13 protein-coding genes are annotated in these 14,643 nt (G+C 42.6%); 11 read left to right on the forward strand and 2 right to left on the reverse strand.

Annotated features, from left to right (window positions below):
- Positions 1 to 14: 14 nt before the first annotated feature.
- Positions 15 to 716, reverse strand: a complete 702-nt coding sequence (gene lipB, locus J3P43_RS04820; RefSeq protein WP_255899749.1) for a lipoyl(octanoyl) transferase LipB — start codon at positions 714 to 716, stop codon at positions 15 to 17.
- On the reverse strand, positions 706 to 1,401 hold the full coding sequence (locus tag J3P43_RS04825; protein ID WP_255899751.1) for a 4'-phosphopantetheinyl transferase family protein: 696 nt from the start codon (positions 1,399 to 1,401) through the stop codon (positions 706 to 708). The genes lipB and J3P43_RS04825 overlap by 11 nt, the downstream gene beginning before the upstream one ends.
- 123 nt (positions 1,402 to 1,524) lie before the next feature.
- Here J3P43_RS04825 and dcd point away from each other — a divergent pair, with 123 nt between their 5' ends.
- The 11 genes from dcd to J3P43_RS04880 all read left to right on the forward strand — a co-directional run bounded on the left by dcd (position 1,525) and on the right by J3P43_RS04880 (position 14,282).
- Positions 1,525 to 2,061 (forward strand): dCTP deaminase, encoded by a 537-nt coding sequence (dcd, locus tag J3P43_RS04830; RefSeq protein ID WP_255899753.1) that lies wholly within the window; start codon positions 1,525 to 1,527, stop codon positions 2,059 to 2,061.
- Between the two features lie 98 nt (positions 2,062 to 2,159).
- Complete coding sequence (locus J3P43_RS04835; RefSeq protein WP_255899756.1) at positions 2,160 to 4,871, forward strand: carboxypeptidase regulatory-like domain-containing protein; 2,712 nt, start codon at positions 2,160 to 2,162, stop codon at positions 4,869 to 4,871.
- Positions 4,868 to 5,629, forward strand: coding sequence for an enoyl-CoA hydratase/isomerase family protein (locus tag J3P43_RS04840; protein WP_255899759.1), 762 nt, complete (start codon positions 4,868 to 4,870; stop codon positions 5,627 to 5,629). The genes J3P43_RS04835 and J3P43_RS04840 overlap by 4 nt, the downstream gene beginning before the upstream one ends.
- Before the next feature lie 40 nt (positions 5,630 to 5,669).
- On the forward strand, positions 5,670 to 5,966 hold the full coding sequence (locus J3P43_RS04845; RefSeq protein ID WP_255899762.1) for an ATP-dependent Clp protease adaptor ClpS: 297 nt from the start codon (positions 5,670 to 5,672) through the stop codon (positions 5,964 to 5,966).
- Between the two features lie 104 nt (positions 5,967 to 6,070).
- Positions 6,071 to 8,536, forward strand: a complete 2,466-nt coding sequence (locus J3P43_RS04850) for a TonB-dependent receptor (protein WP_255899765.1) — start codon at positions 6,071 to 6,073, stop codon at positions 8,534 to 8,536.
- Between the two features lie 155 nt (positions 8,537 to 8,691).
- Positions 8,692 to 9,975 (forward strand): L-fucose:H+ symporter permease, encoded by a 1,284-nt coding sequence (gene fucP, locus J3P43_RS04855; RefSeq protein ID WP_255899767.1) that lies wholly within the window; start codon positions 8,692 to 8,694, stop codon positions 9,973 to 9,975.
- Positions 9,976 to 9,980: 5 nt separating this feature from the next.
- Positions 9,981 to 10,745, forward strand: coding sequence for an SDR family NAD(P)-dependent oxidoreductase (locus tag J3P43_RS04860; RefSeq protein WP_255899770.1), 765 nt, complete (start codon positions 9,981 to 9,983; stop codon positions 10,743 to 10,745).
- A 17-nt stretch (positions 10,746 to 10,762) separates the two neighbouring features.
- A complete protein-coding gene (locus tag J3P43_RS04865; RefSeq protein ID WP_255899772.1) occupies positions 10,763 to 11,620 on the forward strand; it encodes a fumarylacetoacetate hydrolase family protein in 858 nt (285 codons plus the stop codon).
- The gene (locus J3P43_RS04870; protein WP_255899775.1) at positions 11,607 to 12,443 is read left to right on the forward strand and encodes an amidohydrolase family protein; all 837 of its coding nucleotides are present in this window, start codon (positions 11,607 to 11,609) and stop codon (positions 12,441 to 12,443) included. The genes J3P43_RS04865 and J3P43_RS04870 overlap by 14 nt, the downstream gene beginning before the upstream one ends.
- A 21-nt stretch (positions 12,444 to 12,464) precedes the next feature.
- The gene (locus J3P43_RS04875; RefSeq protein ID WP_255899778.1) at positions 12,465 to 13,253 is read left to right on the forward strand and encodes an L-fucose dehydrogenase; all 789 of its coding nucleotides are present in this window, start codon (positions 12,465 to 12,467) and stop codon (positions 13,251 to 13,253) included.
- 12 nt (positions 13,254 to 13,265) lie between these two features.
- Positions 13,266 to 14,282, forward strand: a complete 1,017-nt coding sequence (locus tag J3P43_RS04880) for a zinc-binding alcohol dehydrogenase family protein (RefSeq protein WP_255899781.1) — start codon at positions 13,266 to 13,268, stop codon at positions 14,280 to 14,282.
- The last annotated feature ends 361 nt before the right edge of the window (positions 14,283 to 14,643 follow it).

Genomic DNA, 14,643 nt, shown 5'->3' on the forward strand with positions numbered 1-14,643 from the left:
AAAATAAATATTTTCTATTCATCGAGCTCCATTTCAAATAAAGTGGCTATGTTTTTTTTTAGTTTAGCAGCAACCTCCTCCATATCGGGTTTATAACCAAGTTCCCTCTCCATAGAGGTTACGTCTTTGTCATCAATTCCGCAGGGAACAATGTTTTTGAAATAATTTAAGTCGGTATTTACATTAAATGCGAAACCGTGCATGGTTACCCAGCGGCTGCATCTAACGCCCATTGCACATATTTTTCTGGCTTTCTCATTGTCGGCATCCAGCCATACCCCCGTGAAACCGGGAAATCTTCCGGCTTCAATGTTATATTCTGCAAGCGTCAAAATGATAGCTTCTTCCAGCGTTCTTAAATATAAATGGATATCCGTAAAGAAATTATCGAGGTCTAAAATCGGGTAACCTACAATCTGCCCGGGACCGTGATACGTGATATCTCCGCCGCGGTTTATTTTGTAATACGTTGCGTCAGCGTTCTTCAGGCCTTCGTTATCAAGTAAAAGATTTTCTTGCTTGCCGCTTTTGCCGATGGTGTACACATGCGGATGCTCGACAAAGATTAGATAATTTGCTGTTGGCTGGTCCGAGTCATGCTTCCGGTTAGCGATCTTCGATTCTACTATTGCACTGAAAAGTTCTTCCTGGCGGTCCCAGGCTTGCTGGTAATCTAATAATCCCCAGTTCTGAAAATAGGCTTTCTTATTTTTCATTGACCTGGGTTTCGGTTATATCTGGTATCGAAGTTAAAATCTCGCTGCAGCCTGCTACATAGCCTATCATATAATTCTCAAACTTTTCATAAAAAACGTCGAAGGTTTTACACTCCTGATCGGCTTCCAATTTTGCTTCAAAGCTTCCCTTTTGGTTGAAAGGAAATGGCTGTAGCCGGATATGGTCTTTAAAAGATACATTCCGCTTGCCTTGTAATTTGTAGACGGCTTCCTTGGCGCACCAGCAAATGTATAAATGCTCAATTTTGTGTTTGTCTTCAATAAAATCCAGTTCCTCTTTTACTAAGAATTTCTTTGCAACCCGTTCAATTTTATCTTTAATGATTTCTATGTCTATGCCCACCGGTTTATCTTTACTAATCATTACTGCAGCATAGTCAAAAGAATGGCTGAACGAGATATGATAAGGTGAGCCTGGTAAATATGGTTTTCCGTGCTCGTCTACCTGGCAATCAATATAATGTTTGGTATTGAGGAGCTGTCGTAAAAGAGTTCGCGTACTCAGCCAGTGCAAGTTTCGTTTGCCATTGTTCAGGCCGTTCAATACTTTTTGCTCGTGATCGCGAAGTTGTAGCTGGGCGTATAATTCTTCCGCCGACTCCTCTATCTTCCAGATAGCAAATTCGGTGCTGTCGTCAAGTTTTTTGTGGTAGGCAAGTGCCATGATTCAAAATCGAATACTAAATATACCTGTTAGAGCGCTTGTTTGTTTAACAGTTTCTGAATATCAAAAAGCTCGTAAAATTATCTTAAAATAATCATACTTTAGGCCAAACCTTCCGTAATTATGATTATTTCAGATAAACGCATTCTAGAGGAAATTGAAAAAGGAACTATCATTATAGAACCTTTCAAAAGAGAGTGTCTTGGCACCAATTCGTACGACGTTCACTTAGGGAAATATCTGGCAACCTATAAAAACAGAGTGCTTGATGCCAAGGTTCACAACGAAATAGAACATTTCGAAATTCCAAAGGACGGTTTTGTTTTGCAACCCAATACTTTGTATCTGGGCGTTACGGTAGAATATACAGAAACCCACAACCATGTGCCTTTTCTCGAAGGCAAATCGAGCACCGGGCGTCTGGGAATCGATATTCATGCTACCGCGGGTAAAGGTGATGTAGGTTTTTGTAACACCTGGACACTCGAAATTTCTTCTACACAGCCGGTACGTATCTATGCCGGAATGCCCATCGGTCAACTTATTTATTTTGAGGTAAGCGGAGAGATTGATACTTTCTATAATACCAAGGGAAATGCTAAATACAACAGGAAAACAACCAAGCCTGTAGAAAGTATGATGTGGAAAAATACCTTTTAGAAAATTTACGTTATTGTTTGTGGATATCAGACTCATTTTTAGTAAATTGAGATTGATATACCGGTTGCCTTCAAGACATTCCGCTTAAGCATTCTCCGATGAAACAACGATACGTAGCCTTTCTGTTGATGCTTTTTTGCTCAGGATTAAGCTATGGTGTGGTTAACGATGACGATCCCTTAAAAGCATTTCTTCAAAAGCTTGAAGAATACCGAAACAAGCATCAGTCGGAAAAGATCCATATCCACACAGATAAGCCCTATTACAGTATCGGAGATACCATCTGGTTTAAATCGTATGTAGTAAGTGCAGAAAGTAATCAGCTCTCTGCCCTGAGCAAGGTTGTTTATGTGGAGCTTATAAACGAAAGAGACTCGGTGAAAAAAGCCCTGCGCCTGCCGCTTGTTGCAGGGTTGGCCTGGGGAGATTTTACTTTGTCCGATTCATTGTCTGAAGGGAATTACCGTTTGCGCGCCTATACCAATTGGATGCGTAATTTCGATGAGGCATATTTTTTTGACAAGGTTATTAAGATTGGTAATTCTTTTTCGAGCGAGGTAGTTAGCGACGTTAGCTACAGCTATTCAAAAACCGGAGTTCGCGAACATGTCGACGCTAATATAACCTACAAAACTTTAAAGGGTGAGCCTTTACAGAACAAGGATGTAAGCTACAATATAGAACTCGATCATAGAAAAATATTGAGTGGTAGCGGCAAAACCGACAATCTTGGCAATCTTAAAATAAGGTTTACAAACGCACAGCCTTTCATTCTCAAATCCGGAAAGATTAATACACAGCTTAAGATCGATGATAAAACGCTGGTTAGTAAATCTTTTCCTGTTAAAGCTACATCTTCTGATATTGATGTTCAGTTCTTCTCCGAAAGTGGCAGTCTCGTAACAAATATTCGCACAAAAGTGGCCTTTAAGGCCATGGGCGCCGATGGCCTGGGAAAGAAAATTACCGGCTATGTAAAGGATAGCGAGGGGAACAAAATCGCCGAGCTAAACTCCGAATACGCCGGGATGGGAAGTTTTTCATTCACTCCCCTTTCGGGGAAAACCTATGAAGCGATAGTGAGTTTTGAAGACGGGACAGAAAAAACCATCAGTTTACCCCGGGCTACCAGCGAAGGCTATGTTATCAGCGTAAGCGATACCGACGACGAAAGCATCAGTATCAGAATCCTTGCCTCGGTTAATGTTGATATGGCACAAGAAGACATTATACTGCTCGGGCAGCAGAATGGGGTTGTGCATTATATGTCGAGAAACAAGCTGAATAATAGTTTAATGTCGGCTAAGCTTTCAAAGAAGCGCTTCCCTTCGGGCATTATACAATTTACTTTGTTTAATAAAGCTTTTCAGCCCCTGGCCGAGCGCCTGGTTTTCATTCAGCATCCGCCCGGGCTTACCATGAAGGTGAGTACCGAAAAAGAGGATTACAAGGCCAGGGAAAAGGTGAATATGTCTTTTTTGGCTGTTGATTCGGTGGGAAAAGCCAGTCAGGGCGCATTTTCTGTATCCGTAATCAACGAGAGTCAGGTGCCATTTGACGATGTGAACGAAACGACCATTCTTTCGAACCTTCTGTTGAGTTCTGAACTTCGCGGCTATATTGAAACTCCCAATTATTATTTCGTTGATGCTACACCGGCAAAGCGGCGGATGCTCGATAATCTGATGCTTACACAAGGATGGAGAAAGTTTGCTTGGAAAGATATTACATCGGGTAATTCACCACATTTAGTATTTAAGCCTGAAGTAAATCTGAGTATAACCGGCCGGGTGGTAAATTATAACGGTACACCCGCGGCAGGAGCTAATGTAACCTTGTTAACTTCCGCCGGAACTGTGATCGTCATGGAGAAGACAACGGATGCATTGGGAAGGTTCGCTTTTAGCAATTTAAGCTTTAATGACAGCACGTCGTTTATTATACAAGCAAGAACGGTTAAGGGAAAAAAGAATGTTGATATAGAAATAGACCGGATTCCGCGTGCTATTGTGACTAAGAGTGTAAATGCAGCGCAGGTAGAAGTAAACGTAAATCAGTCGTTAATGCCGTATCTCGCTACACGAAGCGAGCAATTTGCCGAGATGCGGGAAAAAGGTTTGTTGGGCCGAAGCATTCTACTTGCTGAAGTGAAGGTTATAGACTCAAAACCTAAAGCAAAAAATTCGAGTAACCTTAACGGCGCCGGAAATGCCGATGCTATACTTACCGCCACAGATTTACGTGACTGTCAGAGTTTAGTCCAATGTATTCACGGAAGAGTTGCCGGTCTGATAGTTCAAAACGGGATTGCATACTTAACACGAAATATGCAATCATCATTTTCGGGACCCGTACCCATGCAGCTTATTATCGACGGGATGTACGTAGAGCCAGGGTTTCTATCGTCCATATATCCCGGAGATGTAGAAAGTATCGAAGTGCTTAAAAGCATTGGTAATACCGCCATTTATGGTATTCGCGGAGGCGGGGGTGTATTGATAATTACTACCAAGAGAGGTGAACGTAATCTGTCGGCCCGTAACACTGCGCCTGGAGTAGCGTCTTTTTCTCCACAGGGACTCTATGCTGCCAGACAATTTTATTCTCCAAAGTATGACCAGCCGTCTATAAGCTTGCCCGATTGGCGGTCGACAATCTTCTGGACTCCTAACATATTAACGGATACAGAGGGCAAGGCCTCGGTAGAGTTTTTCACAGCCGACAAACCAGGTACTTACAAAGCTGTTATAGAAGGTCTGGATTTGAAAGGTTCTTTGGTCCGCCAGATATATCGATTTAGCGTAAAATGAATTTAATTAAGGTTACTGTAAAAGAAAAAATTGCTCTGATAACTCTGGATAAGGGGAAAACTAATGCCATTAATTTAGCAATGGTAACAGAGCTTAAGGATATATTTCAGAGTATTGAAAAAGATGATAATGTTTCGGGAGTTATTTTAACCGGGCACGGCGACTATTTTAGCGCCGGCCTTGATCTGGTAGAACTTTTTGACTATACGGAAGACCAATTAAAATTGTTCTGGGAACAGTATTTTTCACTTATTTACATCCTCGCATCTTTTAAGAAGCCACTTATTTCGGCTGTAAATGGACATGCGCCTTCCGCCGGAACAATACTTTGTTTGTGCAGCGATTACCGGGTAATGGTTGAGGGTACGTATTCTATTGGTCTAAATGAGATAGCATTAGGCATCATTGTGCCCGACAGCTTTTTCCAATTATATACCTCATGCATAGGCAGAGGTAAAGCTAATCGCTATCTGCTCGAAGGCAGAACAATGCAGCCGGCAGAAGCCCTGGCAATTGGCCTGGTGGATGAAGTAGTAGACAAAGATGTTCTGATAAACACCGCAGTAAGGCAAATGCAGAAGTATCTTCAACTAAATCGCGCAGTATGGCAGGAAAGTAAGCTTAACCTCAGGAGAAACCTCACTTTTGCGGTGCAACCCCATCAGCCCGACCTGATAAAGAAGATTCTCGAAGAATGGTGGGCACCCTACAACCGCTCTATTTTGCAAACCATTATACAGAATTTCAAAAAAGCTTAAATTTGTGCAGTCAACTTAATTGATTGCTTAGCATTTCAACATGAACATCTATAGTGCCGGAACAGAAACAGAAGTAGAATCGTTTACCCTCGAGGAGATTTTGGCGGGGATCAAGGTAAATCACCGTTTAATACTTTGGAACGACGATGTCAATACCTTTGAACATGTTATTTACTGCCTGGTTAAATATCTTGATTATAACCCTTCACAGGCCGAAAAGATAGCTTGGACAATTCACAACGACGGAAAATGTGCTGTTCTGGAGGGGTCGTTTACTGAACTGGAGGTGTACCGCAAAATTTTGCAACAGGAAGGCCTTACTGTATCTATCGATTAATCAGCCCTCAAACCACACAAATATTACCGTAATAAAGTGGTTACTACCGCTTTTTTTATAAGGGTTAGCTTTTCTTTGCACGTTCTTTGTGAGAACACAGCGAAATGAAGCAAATAATAAATATAATAGCATCAATAGTACTCTTGTCCCAAGCCTCTCTGGCACAAACGGGCTCTTTAAGCGGCAAGGTTGTCGATTCAAATACTAAGGCAGCGCTTGACTTTGCAAGCATTGCTCTTGTAAATTCAAGCGATGGTCAGACAGCCAAAGTTTCTCAAACCAATCTCGAAGGTAATTTCAACATTTCAGATATCGCGATAGGAACCTATCGCCTAAAAGTAAGCTTTGTGGGATATCAGCCTTTCTCAAGTGATATCATTACAATATCTTCCGAGGCTCTGCAGGTCAATCTTGGCCAGATCAACCTCATCCAAAATAAGGCTAATGTGCTAAAGGAAGTGGCTATTCAGGGTCAGCGAAGCGCAATGCAGTTGGGAGTTGACCGAAAAGTTTTTAGTGTCGACCAGAGCCTGGTAAGTGAAGGCGGTTCTGCAACCGATCTTCTTGCTAATGTGCCAACTGTTTCTGTAGATATAGACGGCAACGTTAACTTACGAGGATCAGGAAGTGTGCGGGTGTTAATTGATGGTAAGCCATCTGCCATTGGTGGGGGCGATATTTCAACAGTGTTGCAATCTTTACCCGCAAGTTCGATTGAAACTATCGAACTTATTACCAACCCGTCTTCTAAATACGATGCAGAGGGCCAGACCGGGATTATCAATATCGTCTTAAAGAAAAACAAGAAAGTCGGAATTAATGGCGCCGTTGCCCTGTCTGCCGGAACCCAGGAAAATTATAACGCAAATACCAGCTTAAGCTACCGCGATGGTAACGTAAACCTATATGGCAATTATAGCTTTAGATATGGCACCCGTATTGGTGGGGGCTTCAATAATACTTCGTTCATCAATAGCGGACAAACGTTTAACAATTCAACAGGATCCAGAAATAACGTTGGCAACAATGCCAAAGTAGGCGTCGATTTTTATCTGAATAATAAAACGACGATTGGTGCTTCGGCGAATTTTAACGTTCGTGACAGCGAAGACAGCGAAGATATCAGTTACATCTACCAGAACTACAGCCTGGGTAAAAATGGAACGAGTTTTCGCAAATCAGAAGAAGAAGGGATAGATAAAGGCTACGATTTGACGCTTGATTTTAGCCGAAAGTTCAAGAAAACCGGACACGAACTGATCGCAAACTTTAGCTTTGGCGAAAGCTTTGAAGACGAGGGCTCTGTTTTGAATCAGGATTTCTTCGACACTCAGGGTTTTCGAAAAGATACACTCGACAGGCGGATTACCGACAATACCGAAAAACGCAGCAATTACAACATTCAGGTAGACTATACCCTTCCGCTGACAACGGAACAAAAGTTCGAAACCGGATACCGAACCACCATCGGCTTGGGAGAAGATGGGCAGAACTCAAGAAGGTACAACCTTCAAACTTCAAGTTTTGAGCAGGATTTTTCATTAACGAATGACTTTAACTCTGAAGATATTGTGCATGCTTTGTATGCAAACTACCAAAATCAGGTGTCAAAAGGCTTCGGATTTCAGGCGGGATTGCGGGCAGAACAGGCCTATCTTAATACAGAGTATATCGGCCGCGACCGAACATCCTTAGCTGAAACAAGATCGCCTGGTAAGCTCGATTATTTAAGGGTTTATCCCAGTATTTTCCTTACACAAAAGTTTAAAGGCGAAAATCAACTGCAGTTAAGCTATACTCGTCGTGTAAATCGGCCCAGAGGCTGGCAGGTAAATCCGTTTCTGGATGTTACCGATCCGAATAACCAGCGCAAGGGAAACCCGAATCTAAAACCTGAGGATATTCATTCAGTTGAATTTTCCTATATGAAATACTGGAAAGCAATAACCTTAACCTCCACGCTTTTTGCCCGCCAGGTAAATGATGTGGTGCAAAGTTATCGAACCAGGCTTAACGGAGATACAACGTTATCCCAGTTTATAAATATCGCCAAAACCCAGGCTTCCGGTCTTGAAATTATTTCGAGGGCCGATATTGCCAAAGGCTTTAATGTTACCGCCAATGTCAATGTCTTTTATAACAGGTTCTTCGGAAACGAGGAATATAACTTGAAGTCAAACGATGGTTATAACTGGAATACTAATCTGAGTTCAAATTTTCAGCTTCCTTATAATTTGTCGGGCCAGATTAACATGCATTACATGGGTCCGCGGATAACCGCTCAGGGCCGGGGAAAAGAAATGTTTGGTTTAGATGCGGCGCTAAGATTGGAGATGTTGAAGAAAAAGGCGAGTCTGTCGTTCAATATGCGCGATGTGTTTAATACAAGAAAATGGGGGATGATCACTCAAACAGATCAATTGGTATCTGAGTTTCAGCGGAGAATGCAGGGCCGCCAGGCAACGCTTACATTCAGTTATCGATTCGGCCAGTCTGATTTGCCACAACGCAACAGGCGCAACGATCGCGATCAGCAGCAAGCCCCACAAATGGAAGAGCCGGTGTTTTAATCAGGACTCCATTATTAAATGAAGCTGATGCGTTATCCAAGTATTAAGGCATATATTCCATTCTGCTTGAAATAATAGAATATATAAGAATAAAATTCAATATTCGCTCAAAGATTCTTTAATTGCAGCATCAATTAAAGTAAACCCAAAAGTCGATGTCAAAAAAAAATCAATACTTGTTTCCATTAATATTGGTAACATCCCTGTTCTTTTTATGGGCATTTCTGCACAATATTAATCCAATTCTCATTCCGCATTTAAAGAAAGCATGTCAGTTAACAGACACGCAATCTTCGTTTATCGACATTTCGGTGTCGCTCGCCTATTTTTTAATCGCTATCCCCGCCGGGATTTTCATGCAAAAATTCGGGTACAAAAAAGGAGTTTTGTTCGGGTTAGCATTATATGCGATAGGCGCATTATTGTTTATTCCGGCAGCAGATTCAAGAAATTATACCTTCTTTCTTGCAGCCATATTTATTGTTGCAAGCGGAGCCACTTTTCTTGAGACTGTTGCGAATCCATACATCACTGTCTTAGGCGATAAGGAAACCTCCGAGCAGCGATTAAATTTCGCCCAGTCTTTTAATGGCGTTGGTGCTTTTCTGGCGCCAATCATCGGCGGACAAGTAATCTTGTCGGGGGTTGAATATTCGAGAGAGCAGCTTAATGCGATGAGCCCTGGGGCTTTAAATGCTTATCTGCAAACCGAGGCTGATGCAGTTAAAACGCCGTACACCGTAATTGGCCTTGCCGTAGTTGTATTAATCATCCTGTTTCTGTTCACAAAACTCCCCGAGGTAAAAGCAGAGGATAGCGAAGAACATATCGGGAGTAGTAATTTCTCTCTAAAAGTTCTGAGACATCGTCATTTGAAAATGGCTGTGCTGGCTCAGTTTTTTTACGTAGGTGCCCAGGTTGGCGTAGGGAGTTTTTTTATACGATATGCCCGTTATGTTGCAGACATGAGTGAGAAAAATGCAGCCTTTGCTTTCGGCTCCATCGCGATGGTGGGATTTATGGTCGGGCGTTTCTTTGGAACATTTATGATGAAGTACATGAAACCAGCTAAGTTATTAAGTCTGTACTCTGCTATAAATGTGCTGCTCCTTCTTGTCGCTGTACTGGCAGATGGGAAAGTTGCCTTATATTCTGTAATGGCGATACCGTTTTTTATGTCGATCATGTTCCCTACTATTTTTGCCCTGGGGATAAAAGGGCTGGGCGAAGAAACGAAGATTGCTTCTTCATTTATCGTGATGGCGATTATCGGGGGGGCGGTAGCGCCTGTGTTGATGGGCTTGATTTCTGATCAGACAGGAAGTATTCAAGTTGCCTACATCGTTCCGCTGTTATGCTTTTTGGTGATTCTGTATTTTGGCTTGGAGGGACATAAAGTGAAGGAGCCCAGGCCGGGTGTTGATTTGGATAAAATATAATTGAAATGTTTAGTCTTAAGGAAAAAAATGCAATAATTACAGGCGGCGGAAGCGGCATCGGAAAGGCCATCGCCCTGCTTTTCGCACGTCAGGGTGCAGTTGTTCATATCATCGAACTAAATTCTGATAATGCACAACAGGCAGTTGACGAAATTAAACAGCAAGGAAACGAAGCTTTCGCATATAGCGCCGATGTGAGCAAGCAAGATCAGGTACTTGCAACTATTCAGCAGATCGGCAAAGTTGATATCCTTATAAATAATGCCGGTATTGCACATGTTGGCAATGTTGAAAATACCAGTCCGGCAGATTTTGACCGGGTTTACGATGTAAATGTCAAGGGGGCTTACAATTGCTTGTATGCGGCAATTCCCCTGATGAAAGCACAAGGTGGCGGCGCTATTTTGAATATGGCCTCAATCGCGTCTTCTGTGGGTATAGCCGACAGATTCGCGTATTCGATGAGCAAGGGAGCAATTCATGCTATGAGCATGTCGGTTGCCCGCGATTATTTGAAGGATAAGATCCGAAGCAATTCTATTTCACCTGCGCGCGTTCATACTCCCTTCGTCGACGGATTTATAGCGAAAAACTATCCCGGTAAGGAGGAAGAAATTTTTGAAAAGTTGTCAAAAAGCCAGCCTATAGGGCGTATGGGACAGCCAGATGAGGTAGCAGCATTGGCGCTTTATCTTTGTTCTGACGAAGCCGGATTTATCACAGGGTGTGATTATCCCATTGATGGAGGATTTATAAAACTAAATAACTAAGGCAGCATTTATACGATATGAAACTTATAAGATTCGGAGAACTGAACAAAGAAAAACCAGGGGTAATAATCGATGAGGTATACTACGATGTATCGGCTCTTGGCGAAGATTTTAACGAAACCTTTTTCGAAAGCGACGGGATAGCCAGGCTTGAGAACTTTTTGGAGGTGAATCGGGGTAAGTTGCCGAAAATTCCCGAAGGAAGCCGTATTGGTTCTCCGGTAGGAAGGCCCTCAAAAATCGTATGTATCGGTTTAAATTACGCTGATCATGCCAAAGAAACAGGTGCACCTCTTCCGCCAGAGCCTGTAGTATTTATGAAAGCGAGTTCTGCGTTGGTCGGTCCGTTTGATAATATTGTTATTCCTAAAAATTCCGAGAAAACGGATTGGGAGGTTGAATTGGCTTTCGTAATCGGTAAAAAGGCCAGTTATGTGGAAGAGTCGGAGGCTATGGAATACGTTGCCGGATATTGCCTGCATAATGATGTTTCTGAACGTGCTTTCCAGCTTGAACGTAATGGTACCTGGGATAAAGGAAAAGGTTGCGATACATTTGCGCCAATTGGTCCGTTTTTGGCCACTAAAGATGAAATCAGTGATCCGGATAACCTTCGCCTTTGGCTAAATGTTAACGGCCAGAAGATGCAGGACGGAAACACCAAAACGTTTATCTTTAAAATACCTTTCCTCGTTTCATATTTGAGCCAGTTTATGACGCTTCTACCCGGAGATATCATTTCGACAGGAACGCCTGCCGGCGTAGGTTTGGGATTTAATCCTCCGGTTTATTTAAAGCCTGGCGATGTAGTTGAACTGGGGATCGACGGATTAGGAACTTCAACTCAAAAAGTTGTTGCGTATGAAAAAAATTGATTCTCATCAGCATTTCTGGCGCTTTGATCCGGTAAGGGATTCGTGGATAACCGATAACATGAAGGTTGTTCAGCGGGATTTTTTGCCGGCTGATCTGGCTCCGGTTTTGATGGAGAATGGCATCGACGGTTGTGTAGCAGTTCAGGCAGACCAGTCTGAAGAACAGAACGCATTTTTGCTCGAACTGGCGGCAGATAATTCTTTTATAAAAGGGATAGTAGGCTGGGTTGACCTACGGGCAGAAAATATAAAAGAGACGCTCGAGTTTTACAAAGGATATGATAAAATGAAAGGCTTTCGCCATGTTCTGCAGGGCGAGCAAGACCGTTCACTAATGCTACGAGATGAGTTTAAGAGAGGTATTTCTATGCTCGAAGGGTTTGGATATACTTACGATATCCTAATATATACCGATCAGATAAAATATTCTGAAGAATTGGTAACGGCATTTCCCGATCAGAAATTTGTAATCGACCATATCGCAAAGCCCGACATTAAAAATCAAAATATTGATGACTGGGCCGCTGATATGAAAGCACTTGCAGGACATGAAAATGTTAGCTGTAAGATATCCGGCATGGTAACCGAAGCAGACTGGCAACATTGGAAAGCCGCTGATTTTGAACCCTATCTCGACGTAGTATTTGAAGCCTTTGGCTCTGGGCGGGTAATGTTTGGTTCTGATTGGCCTGTTTGTGAAGTTGCTGGCGGATATGGAAAGGTGATTGGACTGGTGCAGGGTTATACCTCAAAGTTGACTCAAATCGAACAAGAGCTTTTCTGGGGCGGAAATGCCATAAAGTTTTATAATTTAACGAATTAACATCCGCTCTGCGGAATAATTATGGATTTACAGCTTAAAGATAAAGTAGTTATAGTTAGCGGCGGGGCCAAAGGTATTGGCGCCGGTATCGTAAAAACTCTTGCGAATGAGGGTGCTATTCCGGTTATTGTCGGCAGAAATGCCGAGGATAACAAACAAACTCTGGCTGAGATTGAAACTGCCGGAGGAAGCGGATTTCAGGTGGCTGCAGAGCTTACTAAGCCGGAGGAATGCCAGCGGGTGATTAATGAAGTGATCGCAAAGTTTGGAAGAATTGACGGCCTTGTAAATAATGCAGGGGTGAACGACGGCGTTGGGCTCGAAAATGGAACGTATGAAAAGTTTATGGAGTCGTTGCATCGCAATGTTGTTCATTATTACTTATTAGCTCACTATGCTTTACCCGAGCTGAAAAAAGTGAAAGGGTCAATCGTAAATATTACATCGAAAACTGCCGAAACAGGCCAGGGGGGAACATCAGCTTACGCCGCCGCGAATGGGGGCCGCAATGCTTTAACCCGCGAATGGGCAGTTGAGTTGTTAAAATATGGCATCCGTGTAAATGCAATCGTAGTAGCAGAATCCTGGACACCGGCGTACGAAAAGTGGATAAAGACACTTGCTAATCCCGAGGAGAAACTGAAGGAAATTACGGATAAGATTCCATTAGAGAATCGCATGACCACGCCCGAAGAATTGGGTAATACAACCGCATTTTTGTTATCGCCCTGCTCAAGTCATACAACAGGTCAGTTAATTCATGTTGACGGTGGTTATGTGCATTTAGACCGTGCACTGGCAAACGCATAAGAGAGAGATATCATGAAAACCTTAGTTTGTACAACCCCTGGGTCGTTTGAATATCAGCAGGGTGAGCATCCAGCGCCGACGCCGGGGCATTCTATTTTAAAAATTAAGAGAATTGGCATTTGCGGGACAGATTTGCATGCCTTTGAAGGGACACAGCCTTTTTTTGAATACCCCCGCATTTTGGGTCACGAACTTGCCGCCGAGTTTGTAGAAGGAGATAATGCTGAAGGCTTTCAGCCGGGCGAAGCCGTTACTTTTATACCTTACTTTTACTGTGGGGAATGTATTGCCTGCCGCTCTGGCTTGCCAAATTGTTGCGCAAGTATTAAAGTTTGCGGTGTGCACGTGCATGGAGGAATGGCCGAGTATCTTTCAGTTCCGTCTTATTCATTAATTCATGGCGAAGGGCTGAGCTTTGATGAGCTTGCCTTGGTAGAACCTCTTGCTATTGGGGCACATGGCGTTAGAAGGGCGGATGTGAAGAAGGATGAATATGTTTTGGTTATTGGAGCAGGACCTATAGGACTGGGAATAATGGAATTCGCAAGAATTGCCGGTGGAAAAGTGATAGCGATGGATATAAACGATCAGCGTTTGGCTTTTTGCAGTGAAAAGCTGAATGTTCATCATACCATAAACGCTATCCAAGACGATGTGGTTGCCAGGCTTAAAGAAATTACTAAAGGAGATTTCCCTACTGTAGTAATTGACGCAACGGGAAGTCTCAAGGCCATAAATAATGGCTTTCAGTATATGGCTCATGGAGCACGCTACGTGTTAGTCGGTTTACAGAAAAACGAGATCATAATCAGTCACCCTGAGTTTCATAAGCGCGAAGCAACTTTAATGAGCAGCAGAAATGCCACGCGTGATGATTTCGAACATGTTATTGCGTGTATGAAAAACGACCTGGTTAACCCTGCCACTTACATTACGCACAGGGTTGGTTTTGATCAGGTTAAAGACGAATTTAAAGGCTGGCTTGATCCTGCAAATGGCGTTATTAAAGCCATGATCGAGGTCGATTAAATAGAACCGACAGGCAGATTATACTATTCATCTCGTTATCGCTCTGGTTTTAGATGAATAGTATAATTTATTTTGCTAAAAAACGGAGATAGACGCATATCTTATTGGTGGAAAGTCTAATGACCACCGCACATGGTGTCTCAAGAAGCTGTAAAAAAATTAAGGAATTAATACGTCAGTTATTACTAAGGGCATTTACTTCCAGATGTCCGCACAGCAGAGGCCGTAGTTAAGTATCACTTATTTTGTTTATTAATTTGCATTGTACAGGCTTATCAATACATTTGCTATTCAACAAAGTTGAATCTTGTTCAATTGAAGTGAGAGGGTGCCAGCTAATTGTTTGTGAAACGGCTTCAAA

It is taken from the genome of Paradesertivirga mongoliensis (assembly GCF_024436395.1).
GTDB lineage: Bacteria > Bacteroidota > Bacteroidia > Sphingobacteriales > Sphingobacteriaceae > Paradesertivirga > Paradesertivirga mongoliensis.

Bases quoted from the DNA above. Each gene is read 5' to 3' on its own strand.
- lipB (WP_255899749.1), bottom strand. From the start codon at position 716: ATGAAAAATAAGAAAGCCTATTTTCAGAACTGGGGATTATTAGATTAC.
- J3P43_RS04825 (WP_255899751.1), bottom strand. From the start codon at position 1,401: ATGGCACTTGCCTACCACAAAAAACTTGACGACAGCACCGAATTTGCT.
- dcd (WP_255899753.1), top strand. From the start codon at position 1,525: ATGATTATTTCAGATAAACGCATTCTAGAGGAAATTGAAAAAGGAACT.
- J3P43_RS04835 (WP_255899756.1), top strand. From the start codon at position 2,160: ATGAAACAACGATACGTAGCCTTTCTGTTGATGCTTTTTTGCTCAGGA.
- J3P43_RS04840 (WP_255899759.1), top strand. From the start codon at position 4,868: ATGAATTTAATTAAGGTTACTGTAAAAGAAAAAATTGCTCTGATAACT.
- J3P43_RS04845 (WP_255899762.1), top strand. From the start codon at position 5,670: ATGAACATCTATAGTGCCGGAACAGAAACAGAAGTAGAATCGTTTACC.
- J3P43_RS04850 (WP_255899765.1), top strand. From the start codon at position 6,071: ATGAAGCAAATAATAAATATAATAGCATCAATAGTACTCTTGTCCCAA.
- fucP (WP_255899767.1), top strand. From the start codon at position 8,692: ATGTCAAAAAAAAATCAATACTTGTTTCCATTAATATTGGTAACATCC.
- J3P43_RS04860 (WP_255899770.1), top strand. From the start codon at position 9,981: ATGTTTAGTCTTAAGGAAAAAAATGCAATAATTACAGGCGGCGGAAGC.
- J3P43_RS04865 (WP_255899772.1), top strand. From the start codon at position 10,763: ATGAAACTTATAAGATTCGGAGAACTGAACAAAGAAAAACCAGGGGTA.
- J3P43_RS04870 (WP_255899775.1), top strand. From the start codon at position 11,607: ATGAAAAAAATTGATTCTCATCAGCATTTCTGGCGCTTTGATCCGGTA.
- J3P43_RS04875 (WP_255899778.1), top strand. From the start codon at position 12,465: ATGGATTTACAGCTTAAAGATAAAGTAGTTATAGTTAGCGGCGGGGCC.
- J3P43_RS04880 (WP_255899781.1), top strand. From the start codon at position 13,266: ATGAAAACCTTAGTTTGTACAACCCCTGGGTCGTTTGAATATCAGCAG.